The following is a 21,829-nucleotide window of genomic DNA, read 5'->3' on the forward strand; positions in this document are numbered from 1 at the left end:
TCTGCATCCTCATGCTATGGGCCAGTTCTGTACATTCGCACCAGCAAGGAGATCTGCGGCCTCCAGATCCGCCGTATCCGGCACTGCGAGCACCGGGACAGGCTTACCCTTGTTGCGACCTGAACGCGTTGCATCGATACCGATCTTGGATGTCGTTCCCTCGCCCTCGGGGAGTGAAGGATCGAGACTCGATCCTGACAGGCCATCGACGACGACCGTATCCCTGCGCCACTGCGTGCGCGTCGCGACGGCCCAATCGACGGCATGCTTGTCGAAGATATCGACATCAGCATCGACTACGATCACCGCCTTGACCCGGCGGTATGCCAGCGCCGCCACCAGCGCATCGCGCGCCTCCCCAGCCAGCGGCTCTGCCAGCTGCACGATGGCAACGAAGCGACGTGTCGAGGCGGGCACGTATACATTGCGCAACGAGGGCGCAACCGCCTTGATCATGCCGAACAACTTTCCCTCCATCGCCATGTTGTCCGGTACCAGCATGTCGGTGAGGCCCGATCCGTAGTCGTGATAGATCGCCTCATCACGCATGGTGATGCACGAGACCTCGACCAGCGGCGCATCGACGGCCGGTCCCATGTAGCCGGTGTACTCGCCAAAAGGACCATCCGGCGCCAGTTGTCCGGGCAGGGTTCGGCCTTCGATCACGATTTCCGCATCCGCCGGCACCATGATGCGCTCGCCATGGCTGATGCTGGGTACCACCCGCAGCGCACTGCCCAATACGCCTCCAGCGGCCTGCCAGTGACTTTGTGGGTAGCTCAGTTTCGCTTGGGTTCCAATCAACACCCTGGGATGGTGACCGATCCAGAACACGACCGGGCAGGCCTCGCCGCGAGCGGTGAACTTGCGCAGATTTCTAGCATTATGGGTCGCCGGATAGGGCCACCAACTCATGATGCGCGGACCCTTGATCCAGCATCGCTGTATGGCTGTGTTGTCGACGCCGGTGTCGGGATCGTAGGTCGTCGCGTGGGCGGCGGTCAGGTAGGGGCCGGGTTCGCCACAATGCTGGATGAGCGCCGGCAGGCGGGTCAGGTCGGCTTCATCACCCTGAAACACACGACTCTGGACCGGCGCTCGGTCGCGGCTCAGTACCTGTGGCGCGATGGCACTTGCGCTACGGGCCGCGAACCACGCCGCCATGTCGCGGTGATTTGTCACGCCCAGGGCTTGCGCAGTCAGTTCACGGCTCGCTGTCAGGTTCGTTACGACCGGAATGTCGCTCAGCTGTCCATCGGGTAACACAACCTTGCGTGCCAGCAGGACGGGGAAGTGACCGCTTCGATCCAGGCGATGCTGCAGCGCCGTCAAACTGTGGCGTACCGACACGGGTTTCGGCAGCGACCAGACTGCCGCGGCATGCTCGTGCAGGAAACTTCGCAGATCGGTCATTTGATGGGAATTTGGACTAGGCCAGGGCTGAAAGAAACATTATATTGACATGATGAATGTCCCGTCGCCAAGTTGACCCGGTAACAAAGCCATGGCCCGAAACGTTCAACACAGCCTGCTGCCGGCGCTCTCGCACGATGACCGCGCGCGCCAGTCTTATGTCGTCGATTTCAAGCTCGCTCTCAACCGGCGCATGCGGGCCACCAATCGCGAGATCTACGAGCAGGCGGTCAAACCGATGCTGCCCGAATCGGCGGATCCCGCGCAGCGGCGCGACATCGGTCGCGCAATGTACGCGCACCCGGCCTACCGGCAATGGTGTGCGCTTGCGCGCGCGGCCCAGGAGCAGATGTGGCGCAGCGTCAGCGAGCCGCTCGAGCGTGATCGCGAACGCCTGCAGCGCGAATTCCACAAGCGCAGTTTGGACCGGGCCGCTGGCGGCAGTCTCGACCTGCGAGCGGACTTCTCGCCGCCTCGCAGCGTGGTTGCGCGCGCGATTCACCTGCAACCCGGCGGCTATGCCTGGGACCGTGGAGGCGACGACGTTACAGCCGGCGCATTGTACGAAACCGGCGGCAATCTCTACGCATTCGGGCAAGGCATCTCGAGGTCGGACAGCAAAGCGGCGCACGTCCAGCGATTCCTCGGGGAGCGTTACCCCGATTTCCGGCCAAAGCGGATTCTCGATCTTGGATGTTCGGCCGGTGCGGCCAGTGTTCACTATGCCCTCGCCTTCCCCGATGCACAGGTGCATGCGGTGGACGTCGGCGCCGGCATGCTCCGCTATGCTCATGCACGCGCCGAAGCATTGGGTGCACGCGTGCATTTTCATCAAGCGGACTGCGCTGCAACCGGTTTCGAAGATGGTTATTTCGATCTAGTCGTGTCCCACAATCTGTTGCACGAGATTCCGGATCGAACACGCCGCGCGCTGTTCGCCGAATCGCGTCGCCTGCTTGCGCCGGGCGGTATCGCTTTGCATCAGGACGTCCCGCTACGATTCGAAAACTACGACGAATATCAGAAATTCGAATACTCCTGGGATACACGCAACAACAACGAACCCTACTGGGAAGTCTATGCCACGGCTGATGTTGAACACGACATGCTTGCGGCAGGCTTCGATCGTTCGCAGCTTCATGTCGGACAGCTGTCGGCTGCATCGGGGAGCCTGCCGTGGTTCGTAGCCGTAGCGCGACTTCCGCAGGTTGCACAGTGACGTCATCAGGCAATTCCCAGCAGGCTTCGATGAGCGATCCGCCTTTCGCGGTGCGCGAGCGGATTACCAGCCTGATCGATGGTCAGGCCGTTGCGGCCCGCGGACCCGGTCACGAAATGCCGGTGATCTATCCTGCGACCGAGGAACGCATCGGTACCTTGCATGAAGCTGATTCCAGGGAAGTCGCGGCTGCTGTCACGGCGGCACGGACTGCGTTCGACTCAGGTCCGTGGCCCAGGATGGACATCAACGAACGCAAGGACGTTCTCTATTCGATCCGGGACCATCTTCGTCGGCACGCCGATGAGCTCGCCTACCTCGAGTGCCTCAATTCCGGCTTGCCGATGACCAGCATTCGCGGACATGTGCAGCGCATGGCACGCAATTTCGAGTTCTTTGCGGAAGTTGCCAGTGTCATGCACGGCGAGACCTATACGCAGAGCAAGGGCTTTCTCACCTACGTGACCCGCGAACCCAAGGGCGTCGCCGCCCTGATTGCGCCATGGAATGCGCCGCTCGCGCTCGCGTCGATGCGCCTGGCCACGGCTATCCCATGGGGAAATACCTGCGTCCTGAAGCCGTCGGAATACACGCCGCTGTCGATGTATCGCATGGTCGAGATATTGCACGAGGCTGGCCTGCCGCCCGGCGTGGTGAATCTGGTCAACGGCCGCGGCGCGGTTACCGGCCAGGCTCTTGTGAGTGATCCACGCATCGACATGATCGGCTTCACGGGCGGAACGGCCACGGCGCGCGCAATCATGTCGGCGGCGGCCACCAACATCAAACCGGTTGCGCTCGAGCTCGGCGGCAAATCGGCCAATATCATCTTTGAAAGCGCCGATATCGACAAGGCGCTGGACGGCGCATTGGCGGGCATATTTTCGAACAATGGTCAGCAATGCCTGGCGGGATCGCGCATTCTCGTGCAACGCCCGATTGCCGAACGATTCATCGAGTCCTTTGTAGAGCGCGCTGGCCGGATTCGAATTGGCGACCCGATGAGCCCGGATACGGAGATCGGCCCGCTTGCCTATCGGGCGCACCTCGACAAGGTTCTCTCTTACGTTGGTATTGCACAGTCCGAAGGAGCGCGCCTGCTCACCGGCGGCCGTCGCGCGGCCGGATTCGACCGCGGGTTCTACATGGAGCCCACCGCTGTACTGGCATCCGACAATGATTCACGTGTTTGCCAGGAGGAAATCTTCGGACCATTTGCGACGCTGCTCGTTTTCGATTCGCTGGACGAGGCTATTGCGATTGCCAATCGCTCCAATTTCGGGTTGGTCAGCTACGTCTGGTCCGAGGACCTGCACACCGTGATGCGCTGCTCAAGGGAAATCCGCGCGGGAACAGTCTGGGTCAATACCCCGCTCGTTCGCGAACTGCGCGCGCCGTTTGGTGGTTTCAAGGAATCTGGAATAGGCCGTGACGGACCCTATGCGAGCGCCGAGTTCTTCACGGAACTCAAATCGACGATCATCCCTGTCGATCCTGTGAGGATGCACCGCTTCGGCGCCGGATGAGCACCTCGATAACTACATTCTCTGGATAAAGTTCACGAGCACACCATTGGGGTCGCGCAGGGTCATCTCCCGCGAAACCGTTCCCTGCTGCGGCAGCTCGAGCAAGGTCGGCGGGCATAACACCGTGAGGCCCAGTTCCCGCGCTTGGCGGTGTATTGCCTCGATATCCAGGCACTCGAACACCAGGCAGGTCTCGCCGCGGTTGACGCGGTCGATGTTCGGGTGGCGGTCATCGTCGGGCACTGGATCCGAAAGCTCGAACAAACCCACCATGCCCCAGTCGCTGTCGGTCGAGCGCAGGATCACCCAATGGGTATTGCAGGGCGGCATACCAAGCAATTCATAAAGTGCGGGGATCTCCTCGCCAGCGCGGCCTTCGCTCCAGACCGTCATTCCGAGCGCGTCCTTGTAGAAACTCAGCGATCTCGGCATATCGCGGACGATGATTGCGGTACGTTTGAGCGGTGTGATCTCGGCCATGAACGAGGTAACTCCATTTATCGAATCGACAGATTCCATCATAATGCATTGCATCATGATTGACCTGCACACGACAGCAACTGCCAACGGCTACAAGGCCGCCCTTGTTCTCGAAGAAATGGCCTTGCCCTATCGGGTCATCGCATATGATTTGACCAAGGGGGAGCACCTGGCGCCGGCCTATCTGCAACTCAATCCCGTGGGCCGGCTGCCCACGATCGTGGATCACGATGGCAGCAGCAGCCAGCCTATCGTCGTATACGGTACCGCCGCGATCGCAAGCTATCTTGCCGACAAGACCGGCCTCTACATGCCGAAAGACGTCGCCGGGCGCGCCGCCTGCCAGCAATGGATCGGTATTGTCTCGAGCGACCTGGGCCCGGCTTACACTGGCCAGTTTGTGTTCAATGTATTGGCGCCCCAAGCGGATGCCTGGGCGATTCAATTCTACGATCGCCTTGTTACGCGCCTGCTTGTCGTCGTCGAAGCACGCCTCGCGGCGAACGACTATCTCGCAGGGGGCGAATATTCTATTGCGGACATGCTCGCCTACCCGGTCGCGGCCGTATCAGCTAAACGCTTCCCCGGGAACCTGGCCGATTATCCCGCGATCGCCGGGTGGGCAGGCCGAATCGCTGCGCGACCAGCCGTGCAACGCGCGATGCGCGTGCCAGCCTAGCCAGCGCCGGGCGAACCGAACTGGCAATAGGATTCCTTTTCGACAAGATCGAAAGTGAACAGGAATTTCGCCATGCCAACAAGTATGGCCATGGTCAAGCCCAATTCCACGATCTGCGCATCGCTGAAGTGGCGCCGGCACTCGTCATACAGGCCCGGATCGAGCGAACCTTGCGGCGAATTGAGCGAAAGGCGCTCGGCCAGTTCGAGCACCGCGCGCTCGGCATCACTCCAAACCTGCGCTCCCGGAGAATCAATGGCGGCGATCTGCTCATCGCTCAAACCGGCGCGCCGCGCATCGAGTCTATTGCCCCTGTTGCAGAACGCACAGCCGTGCAGCGTGGACAAGCGCAGTCGCGCGATCTCCTTGAAGCGCACCGGCACCTGCCCACCGTAGAATATCTGTTGATAGAAGTCCTGGTACCACTGCAGCAGCGACGGTGCATGCGCCATGACCTGCAGGAAAGTCGCATCGCCACGCTCGCGGCGCGCCTTTTCGACCGCTGCCTGCAGAACTGGCGACAGCGCCTCTTCGGGAACTCGCGGAATCTGTGGTTCAGGCGTCACGGGTGCTCCCGTTGTCATGAGTAAAACCGGTGATTTGTGCTGTCCAATGGACCGCCATGCAATTTACACTATCAGGACACATATTCGGGGGTATCGATGCGCCAAGCCGCAGTTCTGTTCGCACTCTTCCTGAGCGTATTTTCCGCTCATGCCGCGGATACCGACGATGCAGCCATCCGCAACGCGGCGGCGTCGTGGATAACGGCGTTCAAGTCCGGCGCGCTCGATGACCTGATGCAGCTATATGACGACGACGCAACCATAGCGCTCCACGGCCAACCGGTGTTACTCGGAAAGTCTGCAATCCGCGAGTATTTTCAACCGCGGATCGGCACGCCTGGAATTTCATTCCTGCTCGATATCGAATCGATATCCATCTATGGCGATACGGCGATACTCCTGTCCCGCTATTGGTTCGAAATGCCGGTCGCCAGCGGCTCTCGCCTGGAGGATGCGGGGCGATCGCTGCTCGTTTACCGCCGCGATGACCGCGGCCGTTGGCTCATCCGGTTCGACATCGACCAGGCAACACCCGACGCCACATTCCCGCCACCATCACAGGCACAGTGACGGGAGTGCACCCCGCAGGTCGTCCTCCGGAGTGGCCTCCCGCTTGTGCGCACTACGTTTGCAAGAGGATTGAACAGTGCCAACTGCGATTATCAACAACCACGAGATGTATTTTGAAGTTCACGGCGAGGGAGATCCCGTACTCTGCATGGGCGGCTGGGGAACGTTTTGTCATGAGAACATAGGTCATCTTGCGCGTGGCCTGACCGACCGCTACAAGGTCATTATTTTCGACTACCGGGGCATCCGGGACTCCGGTGATGAACTCGACAAGCCGTCGACCATGCAGCTTCACGCCGCCGACGCCACGGCACTACTCGAGCATCTCAGTGCCGAGCGTGTTCACCTGATCGGACTCGTTGGCATGGGCGCCTGCGTGTGTCAGGAAATCGCCATAACCCGACCCGACCTGGCACGCTCGATGCTCAACATGGGCGCGTGGTGCGAGGTCGATGACTTCCTGCGCGATCAGCTCGAGATGTTCCGCTGGATCCACCGGGACGCGGGTTTCCTCTCTTTTCAGAAGGCGGTAACACTCTTGTCGTTCACACCGGAGTATTACAACGCCAACAAGCAGAAGTTGCTCGGCCCCGAGGGCGGATGGAAGGAATTGAACGGTCGCTACACCGCGCACTCGAGACTCATCGACGCTTGCGTCAATTTCGAGTCGCGATCGCGGCTGTCACGGGTGCGCTGCCCGAGCCTGATCATTCACGCCGGCCTCGATACCGTGACCAGCCCACGCACGACGATACCGATCGAAAAGGCAATCCCCGGGTCGCAAGGACTGCTCTGGGATGACGTTGCTCATGTCGTGGCGGGCAAGGAACAGAAGATTCGTTTCGCAAAAACCCTGATGGAGTGGCTTTCGACGCACTGAGCACCGTCAGGCAGTATTCGCGAGGGGTAGCTCGATTTCGCGATGCAAGCGCTCCATGAGCGCGGCTGCGGTCATTGGCGCTCCTGTCAGATAGCCCTGCACCAGGTCGCAACCTTGCGCGGCGAGTATGCTGCGCTGTTGCGCACTCTCCACGCCCTCGGCGACTATCGACTTTCCGAGGGCATGCCCCATCGCTATGATCGACTCGACAAGCTGTTTCGCCCGCATATCATCGGCAATGTTTCGAATGAATTCGCGATCGATCTTGACACAATGAATGGGAAAATTGCGCAAGTAGCTGACCGACGAAAATCCTGTACCGAAATCGTCAAGAGCAATTCGCACACCCAGCTCCGACAGGGTCGCCAACGACAGCGCGACATCCTCGCCGCTCGCGAACAAGGTTTCGGTGATTTCCAATTGCAGCGCCGATGGCGGCAGGTTACGCGAACGCAAGGCTTGCGTAACGGTCATGCAGAACGACGAGTCCATTAGCTGGCGCGGCGAGACGTTGACCGAGATATAGTCCGGCGTGACCGAGCTGCAACGCAGCTGCACCATGATGTCGAGCGCCGTCTCGAGCACCCAGGCCCCGAGTTGCGTAATCAATCCGCACTCCTCGGCAACCGTGACAAGATCGAGCGGCGTTGCGCCCGCCTCATCGAATTTCTCGCCACGCAGCAGGACCTCCGCACTGACGATTCGACCGGTGTCGCAGTCAACGATCGGCTGATAGCCCAGCGTCAGGGACCCTTCGGTCATGGCCCGCCTGAGCAGCTGCTCAAGTCGGGCGCGACGCTGCATTTCATCCTGCATTGCCGTCGCGAACTGGACAATCTTTCCGCGGCCATCGTCTTTTGCACGGTACATCGCAATATCGGCATGCCGCAACAGCGACTCCACCGTTGTACCGTCGCGCGGAAACCAGGCAATACCGATACTGACGCTGATGTGATGCTCCTTGCCATCGATGACGACCGCAGGTGTCAGGGCACCACGAATTCGCTCCGCTACCGCGAGTGGCGTAGCCGGTGCGTCCCGGCCGCTGATCAGCACGGCGAATTCATCACCGCCAAGCCGCGCCACCCTGTCTACGGACTTGACCACACCGACGATTCGTTCGGCAATGACCTTCAGCAAACGATCGCCAGCCGCATGACCCTGGGTATCGTTCACCTGCTTGAACCGGTCTACATCGATGAACAACACAGCGCCATGCGCCGCGCCCTGGCGCGCGTCATTCAACAACCGCTCGAGCTGCTCGACGAACATGCGCCGATTCGGCAATGCGGTCAACGTGTCGTAATTGGCGCTGCGGATGATTTCCCGATCGCGCGCCAATTTATTGAGGACCACGGCGATACGATCCGTCAGCGCCTGGGCACGCACATCCTGCTGTGCATCCGCCACGCCCTCGCCGACCGCGGCGACCAGCACCGCCTCGATTTGATCCTTGATCACGATCGGCCAGATCCTGAGGCTGCCGTCGCATGGCCCTCCGAGGAAGACGTCGGCGGCATGCTTCAAATCGAGCGTGGCGCAGCTCCCCGCCTGTCCGCAGACCAGGTCGCGCAGATAGGATTGGATCTGCGCAGACAAGGCCACGCGCCGCACGCGCAGACCCTCTGTTGCGCCCGAACCCTGGTCGAACACCCTGGCCAACGTAGGAGTAACGTCATCGAGCATGACAAGCGACACGGCATCTGCTCGAAGCTGCTTCGCGATACAGGGCAACAGGGCATCGATCACCGACTCGAGACCATCGGAGTCGAGCAGGATGCGGTCGATTCGTGCCATCTCCTGCATGCTCTCGAGCTGACTCTGCAATTTGAGCGACATTCGCGTAAACGCCGCTGCGAGCCGCGCAAACTCGTCGCCGGCCGCGATACGCGGCACGATGACCCTCTGTTCCGTCTCGAATGTGGCGATCGCCCGCGTCAGTTCGTCTAGCGGTTCAAGGCGACGCCGAATTTCGCGCAGTCCGTACAGCAAGGCCAGAAACAGGCCGCAGGCTGCAATGGCCGGGAACAGGATCTGGCCGCGACGCAAAACCTGCGCCACTGTCGCGGGCGAGTCCCACACGAGGATATTCCAGTCGTCGGCGACGAATGCGCTGCGCATGAAACAGGTCCAGCTCGCGAGCATCTGCTCCTCGGCATCGCTCGGCGGCCGAAACCGCAGTTGCTTGAAAGTGCCTCCAGCACCCGATGGCACCTGCCGCAGCCGCGTCGCCACATCTGACAGCCAATCGGGCGGACCCGACTCCGCCAGTCGCACCTGCCCTGGCAATTCAATCGCAAAATGCGCGCCATTGGCATACTCGCCAAGGCCCGCAAGGAGATGATCATTCCTCACTCTGGCGCTGATGACGGATCCGTCATCCCGGCTCCTGCTCAACCAAAGTGCGACCGATCCGGCCGACTGATCGACCGTCAGGCGGGAGAAATCGCCCGCCCCGTCCGGCCGGCGCGATAGCGTAGCTGAGTCCGCCGAACGCAAGTTCGTCCGGATGCCATCGAATACGGGCGAGTAGGGTTGCTGAGAAACTGCTTCGGACACTGCGCCGACCGGCAGCGCCGCCAGGGCGCGCAGCATCTGGTCAGCCGAGTGCAGACGACTGAGCGTCTCGAGTCCGACCGCCTTGGCACTTGTACGGAGTTGCTCGCTGCTACGCGCCTCGAGGCTTGCGTCGAGCTCCGCGTAGCCCAGAGTCATGCTCGCACCAAGCGGCAACAGGACGCAAACCGCGAGCACCGCGAACAGATTGCGTGCTACGCGGCTGCGCAACAGCGACAACGATGCCAGTCTCGACACCCTCAGTAGTCCTCGGCGGCGCCGATATATGACCCGTTGTTTGCGCGGATGATGTCATCGCGACTCGCCGCGGCGGTCAAAGGCGCGTTCGACCGACCGTCTTCTCCCGTGCTGTATAGATCGTAATCCGTATTGAGCGGTACGAGATTCTTGTCCTTTCGCCGCGCTCCGGGCGGCGGATTCAGTTCGAAATTGAGATATACATAGGGTCGATTCCACGGGTCGACAAGCTGCGGCGCGCCCAATTCCGCAAGGTCCAACGGCAGTCGCGCGTTGGCCAATGAGAACTTGGATATCCGAAGTTGCAGTGTTCCGATATCGCGCACGGCCTGCCCCGCCTGCGCGCGCTGCACGTAGCGCACATAGGACGGCACCGCCACGGCAGCCAGCACCGCCATGGTTGCAACGGCAAACATCAGTTCGAGCAATGTGAACGCGCGCTGGCGATGTGCCGGGCAAGGCTTGCCGGACACAGCAGTCAGAGTGGGCGCGCAATTGCGATTCATGCGCGCGAGGATAAGTAGTTTCGCCCCGGCAATCGTTCGGATGACGGCGGCTTTGCACCTGTGGACTGTGAGATGGCGCCCATAATGCCGGTTAAGTCGGGAATTAAAGTAAACTTCGGATCGATTCCCGAGGTATCGAGGTCCGATGAGTATTCCGTTCGAATTCGTCCTGTTTGCGCTGACCCTTCTGTCGGTCGCGCTATTTCATCGTTTTGCCATGCACAGCGCGCTGGCCGGTGCCTTGGTTATCGTCGGCTACAAACTGGTGTTCGCTGATTTTCACGGCGTTCCCGGATTGACCGGACTTGCGCACCTCCTCGGCGAAGAGTGGGCGTTACTTACCAACCTGTTTGGCTTGTTGACTGGATTCGCCTTGCTGTCGGCGCATTTCGAAGAGAGCCGACTGCCGGAGCGACTGCCAGACTTCCTGCCGGACAACTGGCTCGGTGGATTCCTGCTGTTGGTAATTGTTTTTCTACTTTCCGGATTTCTCGACAATATCGCGGCGGCGATCATCGGCGGTAGCGTCGCCGCGACGATATTTCGAGGCCGTGTCCATATCGGCTACCTCGCAGGCCTGACGGCGGCCTCGAATGCCGGCGGCGCCGGCAGTGTGCTGGGGGACACGACGACAACGATGATGTGGATAGACGGCGTCAGCCCATTCGATGTCCTACACGCCTATTTGCCCGCTGCGACGGCACTGCTGGTATTCGGCATTCCTGCTGCACTGAGGCAACACCGCCACTCACCCATTGCGGCGATCTCCCCGGTGGGACTGCATATCGACTGGGTACGCGCGGGTATCGTCGGATTTGTCCTGTTCTCGCTGATCAGCGCCAATGTCACAGCCAACCTGAAACTTGAAGGCGGCGCGGAGAGCCTGCCCATACTGGGCATGACGTTGTGGCTCGCCTTGCTGATCGCGAGCCCGTTGCGGCGTCCCAATTTCGCGCTCGTTCCCGAAGCCGTTCGAGGCAGTTTGTTCCTGCTGGCACTGGTTTTCGCGGCATCGATGATGCCCGTCGAATCGCTGCCCGATGCGTCCTGGCAAGTGGCGCTTGGCCTCGGTTTCCTCTCCGCTGTTTTCGACAACATCCCCCTGACCAAGCTCGCTCTGGATGCGGGCGGCTATGACTGGGGATTCCTGGCCTATGCGGTCGGCTTCGGCGGATCTATGATCTGGTTTGGTTCGTCGGCCGGGGTCGCACTTTCGAATCGTTTTCCGGAAGCGCGATCCGCCATGCAATGGTTGCGGCATGGCTGGCACATCGCCATCGCCTATGTCGCCGGATTCATGGTACTGCTCTGGCTGTGGGGTTGGCAGCCACACCCGGCTCACTAGATTACCGCCAGCGTCCCGTCAATGACGCGATTCGTCATCCTGCCGGTTCAAACACTCCGCTCAAGTGAGTCAGCTTCTCCTGGGTGTCCGACACATTGAACCTGAGTTGATTTCCCTCGCGCCAGTGGTGCAACGTCACCCAGGCCGGCAGCACGATTGGCTGTCGAAAACTGATTTGCAGCTTCCTGCATGGTTGTCCCGCTACGGCCTGTAATTCACTTGCCGAGCGCGCGAGCGACCACATGCCATGCGCGATCGCGCCCTTGAATCCAAAAAGGCGTGCCGACAGGTCGCTCAGGTGAATCGGATTGAGATCGCCCGCGAGCCAGCCGTAGCTTCGCCCAAGACCATTCGGCGCACGGAAGCTGCAGGACGTAACCGCAGCAGGCGCGACCTCCGCGTTGTCCACTGCGCGGGCGCGTTTTGGGCGCTCGGCACCTGGAGAACGTATCAGAAAGGTCGTGACTTCCGACCAGACGACTTCACCATCGCATGCGCACTCACTGATGAGGTCGAACTCCTGTCCGCGCGGCGCCTGGCGATGACCCTCTACGTGCGCGGACAAATGCAGGGTTTCGCCCGCGTCGATGGCACGGTGCTGGACAATGTCGTTGCGAACGTGCACGGCGCCCAGCACGCTGACTGGAAACTCCGCAGAGCCCAGCAGCGTCAGATGCAACGAGCTGGCTAATATGTGCGGATAGGCTATCGGCAACTGACTCCCCTCCGACGAGCACGTGAGCTCCCTGTAACGCTTCAAGTGCTCGGGGTCGACGACGCGCGGCGCAAGCCTTGCCGCGATATGCGGGACCGTCTCGCCCTCGGCGAGGAATTTCCGTTTTCTCGAAAAAAGCAGGCTGGCAAACTGGCGGAGTGTGCCAGGCGAAGGGTCGACTTGCTGCGAGGTGTCGGTCACAGCCCAAGTCTACCTCAGCGATGTCTGGCATGGGCTATCGATCGGCCGGAACGAGTTCGAGCGTAACGACCTCACGCGAACCCAGGGCGGTCATCCTGCGCACAACAGCATCTTCCGCGCTGGTGTCCGCATTACCGTCGCTATCCAGTCGAGCGGTGAGCTCAACTGTCTCCCCCTGCGGTAGCGCGGCATCACGGAGCATCAAGTCCGCACTGGTCAGCGTCACGTCCTGTGGAAACTCCGGCTTCAGTCGCTTGACAGCGAGCGGCGGGCCAAGCCTCCCCGGCCGGCGCAAGAATACGAACAGCACTGTCCGTTCGTCGATACGCGCACGTAGCTGAGGAGCTATTTCGATACGGGCATTCACGAGGACGACGGGGGCATCGGAATTGGCCGCATCGAGCGCCAGGATCTGTGCTTCCAGCAACTGCCTGACCTGAGGCGGCGGATCGCGCGACAGCAACTTGCGCAAGCGCGCCACTGCCGTCTGGTTATCGCCGCGATTCCTCGCCGCCAGCGCTCCGAAAAAAAGCGCCTTGCCGGAGTCGGGCGCCTGGGCAAGGGCCTCCTCGATGAGCTCGCCCGCCCGGTCGCTTATTTCGCCGCCGTCCCGCAATACGATCGCCTCCGCCAGATCGACCGACAATTCACCATCCGACTTGGGCGCGAGCGCCATCGCACGTTGCAGTGCGCGAATCGCCAACGGATATTGCTGCATGGCGATGTAGGATCGACCAAGCATTTTCCAACCCGCAATATCGTCGGGCTCTCTCTCGAGCCGCCTCGCCAATCGACCCACCATTGCAGCCGGGGAATCCGTCGCCGGCGCGGCTATCAATGACGCCAGGTCCGCCGAGGAGGAAAGCGAATAGACCAGAAAGCCACCGCCGATCAGCACGACCGAACCTGTCATGCCGGCGATCAGCAGTCGCCGCCGCTCGCGCCAGGCGGGCGCCAGCATCACAAGGCACAGGACAGCCGCGAGCAGGGCGCTCGCAAGGTAGAAGCGAGTCACCGGCACTCAGTCCGAAGAGACTTCGGTGGCGTCATCAGGCAAGAGCCGATTGCGGTGCCGAATGACGCGTACCGCCGCAATCGCGCCAATCAGCAGCAGGACCAGCGGTGCCAGCCACAACCAGGCATTTCGCAACGAGAATCGGGGTCGAAAAAGAATGAACTCCCCGTACCTCGCCACCATGTAATCGCGGATATCGTCGTCGGACTTGCCCGCTTCCAGGAGCTCGCGGACCTGACGTCGCAAATCGTCCGCAAGACCTACCTGGGAATCGGCGATTGATTGGTTCTGGCATTGCATGCAACGCAATTCGGTCGTCAATGCCTTGTAGCGCTGTTGCAGCGCAGGGTCGGACATTTCATGCGGGTCGACCGCAAGTACTGTCATCGGGGCCAACAGACAGAGCAGCAGCAACGGTGCGAGGGATCGCTTCATGGGGACTCCTTGCCAGGCAAGCGCGCGAGAAATTCTGTTTCCCAACTCGCCCAGTCGAGTGGACCGACGTGTCGATACACGACCTCGCCCTTGTCATTGACAAGAAAAGTCTCTGGTGCTCCGTAGACGCCATAGTCGATGGCGACCTTGCCGTCGCGATCAACGACAACGACGTCGTAAGGGTCACCAAGGGACGTCAACCACTCACGCGCGGCATTGTCATCGTCCTTCCAATCGAGACCCAACAGGGGAATGCGCCCATCGCGCTGGGCCTGCAGCAGGGTTGCATGCTCACGTCGGCATTCGACGCACCATGTAGCCCAGACATTCATCGCAAACCATCGTCCTTTGTATCGCTCGGGGCCCGAATTTTGCCCGCTCGCGAGCAGCTCCGGCAACGAGAACGGCGGCGCCGGCCTGCCGACCAGGGCCGACGGCAGGATCGATTTCTGCGGTGAGCGCTTGACGCCAACCGCGAGTACCACGGCCAGCAGGGCGAATGCAATCAACGGGATCAGGAAACGATTCATGGAATGACGGCTCCTCGCCGATCTGCCGCAGAGATGTCAGGCGTCGCCGCGGCGACCGACCTGGTACGGCGCGCCTGTAGCCCTGAGACCGCAAGTGCGCCTCCCGCCGCCATCACGAGCGCCGCAAGCCAGACGAGATTGATCAGGGGTCTTATTTGCAAGCGAAAACTATAGCGTCCGCCGCCGAGATCATCGCCCAGAGCGGCAAAATAGTCGGTCGCATTGTGCGTCTCTATGCCCGCCTCGGTCATTACCTGCCGCTGCACCCAGTAGTTGCGCTTCTCCGGATACAGAACCGCAAACCGCCTGCCATTTCGATATAACTCCAGCGTCGCGCGCATGGCGTCGAAGTTATTGCCCTGCCGCTCCTGCAAGGCGACATAGCGAAATTCCACATCGTCGACCAGCGCCGTTTCGTGGAGTGCCAAGGCCACATCGCGTTGCTGCGACCCCGTCTCGACCGTGCCGATCGCCAGCACGAACAAACCGACACCAATGTGCGCAATGGCCATTCCCAGTATCTCGCGAGTCAGGCTCTGGCGTCGCACCAGCCGCAGCAACGGCTCGGCGCACGCGCAGCAGACAATCCAGACACCCAAAGCGACCACCAGGAACTGGGCGAGCATGCGCTGCTGGAGGATGGTCAGCACCCATAGCAACGCCAGGATGAGCGCCAGGCCCAATGCGAGCAGGATACGCTTGCGCAAACGGCGCAACTGTCCCTGCTTCCAGCTGGCATGCATGCCGATCGCCAGCAGGACCAGCATTGGCAGCATCGTCGCAAGAAAGATCGGATTGAAATAGGGCGGACCAACCGACAGAGCCGACTGACCCAGCGCATCGGCGATCAGCGGCGCAAGTGTCCCGGCGAATACGGCGGCGGCAGCCACGACAAGGAGAATGTTGTTGAATAGCAGAAACGACTCGCGCGACCACAGTGTGAAACCTGCGCTCGAACGCAGCATGGGTGCGCGCCATGCATAGAGCGTCAGCGCACCACCTACTACCGCGAGCAGAAACACGAGAATTGCGATGCCGCGTCGCGGATCGGCGGCGAAGGAATGCACTGATACCAGAACGCCCGAGCGTACGAGAAACGTGCCGAGCAGACTGAGCGAAAAGGCGACGATCGCAAGCAGCAATGTCCAGCTCTTGAACAATCCGCGCTTATCGGTCACTGCCAGAGAATGGATCAATGCCGTACCTACCAGCCAGGGCATGAAGGAAGCGTTCTCCACCGGGTCCCAGAACCAGTAACCGCCCCACCCCAGTTCGTAATATGCCCACCAGCTACCCAGCGCGATTCCGACGGTGAGGCAGCACCAGGCAAGCATCGCCCACGGTCGACATTGACGCGCCCAATCCTGGTCGACCCTGCCCTGCAACATGGCAGCGATCGCAAAGGCAAATGCGACTGCAAATCCGACGTAGCCCATGTACAGCATGGGCGGATGCGCCACCAGCGCCGGATCCTGCAGAACCGGATTCAGATCGACGCCATCGAATGCGGCAGGAACCAATCGCAGGAAGGGATCCGACGTCGCGATGATGAACGCGTAGAAACCGGCACTGATCAGACCCAGCACCCCGAGCACGCGCACCGTGAACTCATCCTGCAGACGGACTCGGGCGACGAGTACGGCAACGCTCCAACCGGCGAGCATCAGACTCCATAGCAGGAGCGAGCCTTCGTGCGCGCCCCAGGTCGCGGCGATGCGATACAACAGCGGAAGAGCCGAATTGGAATTTTGCGCCACGTAGAGAACCGAGAAATCGTTCTCCACGAAAGCGCCGATGAGGATGCCGAACGCCGTGGCAATCGCCGCAAACTGCGCCAAGGTCGCGCCTCGCACCAGGCCGAACAGATGCCTCGCGCCCCGGTGGCTCGCAGAAATGCCGATGCCCGCCTGCAGCACTGAGGCCATCGCAGCCATGATCAAAGCAAAACGCCCAAGTTCCGGCCACATCGCTGCGATCGATCCTCAGCCCTGCGGGTTCGCCGTGTCGTTCGCGGCCGCAGCGCTCGCCCCGCTGCTCGCCTGGTTGTTCTTGATGGTCTTCTCGAGTCGCGGCGGCATGTACTTTTCATCGTGCTTCGCCAGCACCTCGTCGGCGATGAACACGCGGTCCGCGTCCAGCCGACCAGCCGCAATCACTCCCTGATTCTCGCGAAACAGATCGGGCAGAACGCCTTCGTAACTTACGGGTACTTCGTGCTTGAAATCGGTCACGACGAAGCGCACCTGCAAACTTCCTGGTGCGCGTTTGACGCTGCCAACCTGCACCATGCCGCCGAGCCGAAACCGCTTGCCCGGGGCTGGCTGTTGCTGCGCCACCTGCGTCGGATCAAAGAAGAACATGACATTCTGGCGAAACGCTCTCAGCGCGAGGGCACCGGCAATGCCTACGCCCAGCAATATCCCGAGTACCCAGAACAGGCGCCTTTTCCTGGCGGGCTTCATGCTTGCGCCCTCATGGCCACGCGACGGCGAAGCTCCGCCACTGCATTGCGATAATTGCGCCGCGCCAGCCAGATGTTCAATGCGATGACAAAGAACGTGAGCCCGTAACTGGGCCAGAGGTACCGCGCGTAACCACCCATTTCCAGGAAATCACTCATGCTTTTAGGACCTCGGCAACCCAACTCGCGTTCCGTTCACGGCGGATGATTTCCGCGCGCAGACGCATCGCCAGCAGGGCCGCACACAACAAGGTGAAACCAAAGAACATCGCAAGCAGCGGCCAGAGCATTTCGGCGGGCATGGACGGCCTGGCCATTTTCATTACTGAAGGAGCCTGGTGGATCGAGTTCCACCACTCGACGGAATAGCGGATGATCGGAACGTTGACAAGCCCGACAACCGCGAGCACCGCGCTCGCGCGGTCCGACCAGGCGATATCGTCGCGCGCCGCGCGCAGCGCCATGTAACCCAGATAAAGGAACAACAGCACCAGCTCGGCCGTAAGACGAGGGTCCCAGACCCAGTATGTTCCCCACATGGGCTTGCCCCACAACATGCCGGTTACCAGCGCAACGACCGTGAACCAGGCGCCGACGGTGGCACAGCTTGCGGCCAATGCGTGCGCGATCTTCATGCGCCAGATAAGGCCGATACCGGCAGAGATTCCGAGGGTGCTGTAGACGAACACCGAAATCCAGGCACTCGGCGCGTGGACATAGATGATGCGAAATCCGTCGCCCTGCTGGTAGTCGGCCGGCGCTGCCCACAGTCCACCATAAAGTCCGTAGGCAATGAGCAATGCAGCACCGCCGGCAAACCACGGCGTGAGTGATCCCGCCACGCGAAACACGTGTGGCGGCGATGCAAGCCGGTGAAACCATGTCCAGTTCATGAGAGATAAATCCGGGTCATTCCAATCCAATCCGCAGCGCCGCCGCAGCAGCCAGCGGCGCGAGCGTCACCCCAAGGACAGCGATAGCAGCCAGCAAGTATAGCGGTGCCGCCGTGTCCGCACCTTGAATGGCCAGTTCGCTCGCCCGAGCACCGAAAATGAGCACGGGCACGGCCAAGGGCAAGGTCAGGATCGACATCAATACTCCTCCGCGCCGGACGCCGAGCACCAGAGAGGCGCCGATCGAACCGGTCAGGCTCAGTGACATTGTCCCCATCACAAGCGCCAGCACGATCGCAGCCGACTGGTGCAAGGGCACGCCAAGCGCGACGCCAAGAAACGGCGCCATGATGGCGAGCGGCAATCCTGTCAGCAGCCAGTGCGCGGCCGTTTTGACCAGCACCAGCAACGGCAATGGCTGTCCCGCGAGCACGATCTGTTCCAGAGTGCCATCGTCAGAGTCCTCCCTGAACAGAAGTTCGTTGGCCAGCATCGACGATAACAAGGCAGCGATCCAGAGCACACCAGGTGCGATGTCTCGAAGGCGCGACAGCTGCGGTGTGAAACCCAATGGAAACAATACTGCGACGATTATGAAGAATCCCAGCGGCTGCAGAAGTTGCCCCGGTCGTCGCAAAGCGAGACGCAGATCACGCTTCAGCAACGCCAGAGCCGCGCCGACAGCCTCGCTCACGATCGCCCACCGTCGAGGTGCAGTACCTGGCACGCGGACAGCTGCCCCTCCAATTCGTGATGTAGCGATGCCAGGACCATGCCGCCGCGCGCCAGCTGCTCCCGCATCAGTTCGACGACCAACCCGCGCCCGGCAACGTCAAGATTCGTCATCGGCTCATCAAGCAGCCAAAGTGGCACATCGACCATGCAAAGCATCGCTAAAGCCACGCGTCGGCGCTGTCCCGCCGACAGGCTGCGCACCGGAAGGTCTGAAAAACCATCCGCCCGCATGCGCCGCAGCGCGTCAGGGACAGTCCCGCGGGAACCCGCACCGCGAATTGCCTGCCAAAAGCCGAGGTTTTCTCTCGCCGACAGGTCAGACTTCAGTGGTGCCTGGTGCCCGAGATAGAGCATCTGCGCATCCGCCGACGCTCGCTCTCGATGTACATCCATGCCGTTCAGACGGATCGAGCCCTCCTCGATTGGCAGCAGACCACAAATCGCACGCAGGAGGCTGGTCTTGCCGGCGCCATTGTCGCCACGCAGCAGCACGGCCGAGCCACTCACCAGGCTCAGCCGCACATTGCGCAGAACATGGGCGTCGCCGCGAAAGACATTCAAACCCTCGATGGTCAGGGCATTGCTTTGCATCAGGCAAGATTACGCAAACTGGGGCGTAAATGCCCGCTGAGTGGCGCACACTGCGAGGTATTGCCACTCTTGCGGGCTAGGCGCGTACGGACGCCCCGCCATCGACCACCAGGGTAGCGCCTGTAACGAACGAAGCATCGCGGCTCGCCAGAAACCGAATTGCTGCGGCGATTTCGGCGGGATCGGCGATTCGGCCGAGGGCCCCATAGTCACCCATTGACGCACGCAGCTGCTCGGCGTCGACGCCGCGGGATGCGGCGCGCTTCAGATGGAATTCCGTCAGCGTTGCACCCGGCAGGACGGCATTGACGCGCACGCCATCGCGGCCATGATCTATGGCGAGATTTCGCACCAAGCCAAGCAACGCAGTCTTCGAGACATCGTAGGCAGCCATTGCCTTCGGTGCCTGCAATACGTTGACCGATGCAACTACCACGATCGCGCCACCGCCTGCCCGTATCATGTGGGGCAGCACGGAACGACAGCAATTGACGACGCCTTGAAGATTGACGTCGAGCACGCGCTGCCATTCCTCTGGCGGTGTATCGAGGAGGCGGCCGCCGGTTTGCACTCCCGCATTGGCCACGAGGGTGTCGACGCGACCGAAGCGTTGCATTGCAAATGCAACGAATTCATCGCAGGACCCGGGATCCGCCACGTCACAACAAAATTGCTCGTGCCGACCCGCACCGGTGGACCGCGGGTTGAGGTCGCCGACAAGCACCTGACAACCGTCGGCAGAGAATCGGTCTGCGCAGGCCCTGCCGATTCCCGATGCACCGCCGGTAACGAGGCAAGTCTCGCGATCAATGCGATCCGCAGTCATGGGCGTGGCTCGTAGTCCATGACGCAGGTTCCTCCGGCGATCTGCATGCTCTCGTCGGTATATTGATGCAACTCGATGAAAATCCCGTTGGGATCCCGTGTCGTGACCATCCAGGTGCGATCCTTGCCACGCACCCGTTCACTGGCTGTGTATCCCGCCGCCAGAAGCGACTGGCGGACCGAGTCGATATCGTCTGACTCAATGGCAAAATGGCGCAACCCGCCCTCCGGGCGCGCCCGAACCACCAACACCACTTCGATGAAGCTACGATCGGCAAACTTCAGGTAAAAACCGATCAGCAAGCCGTCATTATTGCGAAATTCGAACTGGCGCCGCAGCCCGAGACAGCGATAGAACTTCTCCGTGATTTCCAGGTCTGCGGTTTCGATGCAGACATGCGCCAGCTTGCTCATGAAAACTAGCCTCCCTCGAATGCCGTCCAGTCGAATACGATGCCGAGCACATCCTGCCGATGCTGATCGGCCAACGCATAGGCTTCAGCGCACCTCGTGGGCGGGAATTCATGTGTGATCAAGTCATCGACGCTGAATCGACCGTCGAGCAGAAGTTTGAAAAAAACCCTGTCGATGGCGCGTTGCGTCCAGCCACCCCGGTCATGGTGATCATGGGTCGCGACGATAGTCAGCCCGCGCGTCATCACCTCGGAGCTCAGGTGCTGCTTCTCCGGATAACCGGTGTCGCCGAGCAGAACACAGCATCCAAAGTTCGCAACCATGGGCAAGGCAGCGTGAAATACCGTGGCGTTTCCAGTGGTGTCCACGACGATATCGAAACCATTGGCGCCACTCCCGGCGAGGAGCTGGCCTTTGGCGTCTTCGATTGACCCGCAAACCGTGCGGCAACACGCTCCCTGCGCAGCAAGTCGCAATCGCCTCTGCGACTGATCGACGACCACGATATCGCTCATACCGGCCGCGTTCGCCCAGCGAACCAACATCTGCCCGACCGGTCCGGCGCCAACGATCAGAACATTGCCGCCCAGCGCGAACTTCGCCGCAAAAGCCGCTCGAAAAGCCGTCTTGGCGAGGCCCGCCCAGCAGGCCGAGCGCGGGTCGGCCGCGCGCGGAACCGGCGAACAGGCGATCGCGGGCAAAGTCCAGCGCGAACAATGCGCCATCCGCATGAAGATACGCTCACCCGGGCGAAACTCCGTGACGCCCTCGCCAACACTTTCGATTTCGGCAACGCATTGCACGCCGGTCTTGAGTTGCGGAAACTTGAATCGCCGCGCGAAGTGCGAGTCCGGCGAGTAGCGCTGGTGCAAAATCGTGAGTTCAGTGCCGATACTCATCAGGCTATAGAGTGCGCGCACCGACACCTCACCATTGGCAGGCGCCGGGACATCGAAAGTCTCGAGCTCCGCGACACCTGGCCGCGTGAAAACGACGCGCTGCGCCATCATTGACCG

General features: G+C 61.1%; 24 protein-coding genes. 6 read left to right on the forward strand and 18 right to left on the reverse strand.

Features of this window, described 5'->3' with window-relative positions:
• Nucleotides 1-9: 9 nt before the first annotated feature.
• A complete protein-coding gene (locus tag R3E77_09765) occupies nucleotides 10-1,413 on the reverse strand; it encodes a UbiD family decarboxylase (protein ID MEZ5499701.1) in 1,404 nt (467 codons plus the stop codon).
• Nucleotides 1,414-1,504: 91 nt separating this feature from the next.
• Here R3E77_09765 and R3E77_09770 point away from each other — a divergent pair, with 91 nt between their 5' ends.
• Together R3E77_09770 and R3E77_09775 are read left to right on the forward strand one after the other, a co-directional pair.
• Nucleotides 1,505-2,632 (forward strand): class I SAM-dependent methyltransferase, encoded by a 1,128-nt coding sequence (locus tag R3E77_09770; GenBank protein MEZ5499702.1) that lies wholly within the window; start codon nucleotides 1,505-1,507, stop codon nucleotides 2,630-2,632.
• A gap of 29 nt (nucleotides 2,633-2,661) precedes the next feature.
• Nucleotides 2,662-4,158, forward strand: coding sequence for an aldehyde dehydrogenase (locus R3E77_09775; GenBank protein MEZ5499703.1), 1,497 nt, complete (start codon nucleotides 2,662-2,664; stop codon nucleotides 4,156-4,158).
• 12 nt (nucleotides 4,159-4,170) lie between these two features.
• Here the strand turns inward: R3E77_09775 and R3E77_09780 are convergent, their stop codons facing one another.
• Nucleotides 4,171-4,638: a VOC family protein gene (locus R3E77_09780; GenBank protein MEZ5499704.1), complete on the reverse strand. Its 468-nt coding sequence runs from the start codon at nucleotides 4,636-4,638 to the stop codon at nucleotides 4,171-4,173.
• A gap of 55 nt (nucleotides 4,639-4,693) precedes the next feature.
• Between R3E77_09780 and R3E77_09785 the strand changes: the two genes are divergently transcribed.
• On the forward strand, nucleotides 4,694-5,317 hold the full coding sequence (locus tag R3E77_09785) for a glutathione binding-like protein (protein MEZ5499705.1): 624 nt from the start codon (nucleotides 4,694-4,696) through the stop codon (nucleotides 5,315-5,317).
• Here R3E77_09785 and R3E77_09790 read toward each other — a convergent pair.
• Nucleotides 5,314-5,883 (reverse strand): carboxymuconolactone decarboxylase family protein, encoded by a 570-nt coding sequence (locus R3E77_09790; protein MEZ5499706.1) that lies wholly within the window; start codon nucleotides 5,881-5,883, stop codon nucleotides 5,314-5,316. The genes R3E77_09785 and R3E77_09790 overlap by 4 nt on opposite strands.
• 96 nt (nucleotides 5,884-5,979) lie before the next feature.
• On the opposite strand from R3E77_09790, the gene R3E77_09795 reads away from it, so the two are divergent.
• Together R3E77_09795 and R3E77_09800 are read left to right on the forward strand one after the other, a co-directional pair.
• Nucleotides 5,980-6,453: a DUF4440 domain-containing protein gene (locus R3E77_09795; protein MEZ5499707.1), complete on the forward strand. Its 474-nt coding sequence runs from the start codon at nucleotides 5,980-5,982 to the stop codon at nucleotides 6,451-6,453.
• Between the two features lie 76 nt (nucleotides 6,454-6,529).
• Complete coding sequence (locus tag R3E77_09800) at nucleotides 6,530-7,333, forward strand: alpha/beta hydrolase (GenBank protein ID MEZ5499708.1); 804 nt, start codon at nucleotides 6,530-6,532, stop codon at nucleotides 7,331-7,333.
• Between the two features lie 6 nt (nucleotides 7,334-7,339).
• On the opposite strand, the gene R3E77_09805 is transcribed toward R3E77_09800, so the two are convergent.
• Both R3E77_09805 and R3E77_09810 read right to left on the reverse strand, forming a co-directional pair.
• A complete protein-coding gene (locus R3E77_09805) occupies nucleotides 7,340-10,147 on the reverse strand; it encodes an EAL domain-containing protein (protein ID MEZ5499709.1) in 2,808 nt (935 codons plus the stop codon).
• Between the two features lie 2 nt (nucleotides 10,148-10,149).
• Complete coding sequence (locus R3E77_09810) at nucleotides 10,150-10,653, reverse strand: prepilin-type N-terminal cleavage/methylation domain-containing protein (GenBank protein ID MEZ5499710.1); 504 nt, start codon at nucleotides 10,651-10,653, stop codon at nucleotides 10,150-10,152.
• 145 nt (nucleotides 10,654-10,798) lie between these two features.
• On the opposite strand from R3E77_09810, the gene R3E77_09815 reads away from it, so the two are divergent.
• Nucleotides 10,799-11,998 carry a hypothetical protein gene (locus R3E77_09815; protein ID MEZ5499711.1) on the forward strand — a complete coding sequence of 400 codons (1,200 nt, stop codon included), beginning with the start codon at nucleotides 10,799-10,801 and terminating at the stop codon, nucleotides 11,996-11,998.
• A gap of 34 nt (nucleotides 11,999-12,032) precedes the next feature.
• Here R3E77_09815 and R3E77_09820 read toward each other — a convergent pair whose 3' ends face one another.
• The 13 genes from R3E77_09820 to R3E77_09880 form a co-directional block, all read right to left on the reverse strand.
• Nucleotides 12,033-12,914 carry a MaoC/PaaZ C-terminal domain-containing protein gene (locus R3E77_09820; GenBank protein ID MEZ5499712.1) on the reverse strand — a complete coding sequence of 294 codons (882 nt, stop codon included), beginning with the start codon at nucleotides 12,912-12,914 and terminating at the stop codon, nucleotides 12,033-12,035.
• Nucleotides 12,915-12,948: 34 nt separating this feature from the next.
• Nucleotides 12,949-13,929 (reverse strand): tetratricopeptide repeat protein, encoded by a 981-nt coding sequence (locus R3E77_09825; protein ID MEZ5499713.1) that lies wholly within the window; start codon nucleotides 13,927-13,929, stop codon nucleotides 12,949-12,951.
• A gap of 6 nt (nucleotides 13,930-13,935) precedes the next feature.
• Complete coding sequence (locus R3E77_09830) at nucleotides 13,936-14,364, reverse strand: cytochrome c-type biogenesis protein (protein MEZ5499714.1); 429 nt, start codon at nucleotides 14,362-14,364, stop codon at nucleotides 13,936-13,938.
• A complete protein-coding gene (locus R3E77_09835) occupies nucleotides 14,361-14,894 on the reverse strand; it encodes a DsbE family thiol:disulfide interchange protein (protein MEZ5499715.1) in 534 nt (177 codons plus the stop codon). Before R3E77_09835 ends, R3E77_09830 begins: the two co-directional genes overlap by 4 nt.
• A complete protein-coding gene (locus tag R3E77_09840; GenBank protein MEZ5499716.1) occupies nucleotides 14,891-16,861 on the reverse strand; it encodes a heme lyase CcmF/NrfE family subunit in 1,971 nt (656 codons plus the stop codon). Before R3E77_09840 ends, R3E77_09835 begins: the two co-directional genes overlap by 4 nt.
• A 15-nt stretch (nucleotides 16,862-16,876) precedes the next feature.
• On the reverse strand, nucleotides 16,877-17,356 hold the full coding sequence (gene ccmE / locus R3E77_09845) for a cytochrome c maturation protein CcmE (protein MEZ5499717.1): 480 nt from the start codon (nucleotides 17,354-17,356) through the stop codon (nucleotides 16,877-16,879).
• Entirely contained in the window at nucleotides 17,353-17,514 is a 162-nt protein-coding gene (gene ccmD / locus R3E77_09850; protein MEZ5499718.1) for a heme exporter protein CcmD, read from the reverse strand. Before ccmD ends, ccmE begins: the two co-directional genes overlap by 4 nt.
• Nucleotides 17,511-18,248: a heme ABC transporter permease gene (locus R3E77_09855; protein ID MEZ5499719.1), complete on the reverse strand. Its 738-nt coding sequence runs from the start codon at nucleotides 18,246-18,248 to the stop codon at nucleotides 17,511-17,513. The genes ccmD and R3E77_09855 overlap by 4 nt, the downstream gene beginning before the upstream one ends.
• Before the next feature lie 16 nt (nucleotides 18,249-18,264).
• Nucleotides 18,265-18,942: a heme exporter protein CcmB gene (ccmB, locus tag R3E77_09860; protein ID MEZ5499720.1), complete on the reverse strand. Its 678-nt coding sequence runs from the start codon at nucleotides 18,940-18,942 to the stop codon at nucleotides 18,265-18,267.
• On the reverse strand, nucleotides 18,939-19,574 hold the full coding sequence (gene ccmA, locus R3E77_09865; protein ID MEZ5499721.1) for a heme ABC exporter ATP-binding protein CcmA: 636 nt from the start codon (nucleotides 19,572-19,574) through the stop codon (nucleotides 18,939-18,941). Before ccmA ends, ccmB begins: the two co-directional genes overlap by 4 nt.
• A 76-nt stretch (nucleotides 19,575-19,650) precedes the next feature.
• Nucleotides 19,651-20,400: an SDR family oxidoreductase gene (locus R3E77_09870; GenBank protein ID MEZ5499722.1), complete on the reverse strand. Its 750-nt coding sequence runs from the start codon at nucleotides 20,398-20,400 to the stop codon at nucleotides 19,651-19,653.
• A complete protein-coding gene (locus tag R3E77_09875) occupies nucleotides 20,397-20,813 on the reverse strand; it encodes a VOC family protein (protein ID MEZ5499723.1) in 417 nt (138 codons plus the stop codon). Before R3E77_09875 ends, R3E77_09870 begins: the two co-directional genes overlap by 4 nt.
• 5 nt (nucleotides 20,814-20,818) lie before the next feature.
• A complete protein-coding gene (locus tag R3E77_09880; protein ID MEZ5499724.1) occupies nucleotides 20,819-21,823 on the reverse strand; it encodes a zinc-binding dehydrogenase in 1,005 nt (334 codons plus the stop codon).
• Between the last annotated feature and the right edge of the window lie 6 nt (nucleotides 21,824-21,829).

Source organism: Steroidobacteraceae bacterium (assembly GCA_041395505.1).
Classification (GTDB): domain Bacteria; phylum Pseudomonadota; class Gammaproteobacteria; order Steroidobacterales; family Steroidobacteraceae; genus JAWLAG01.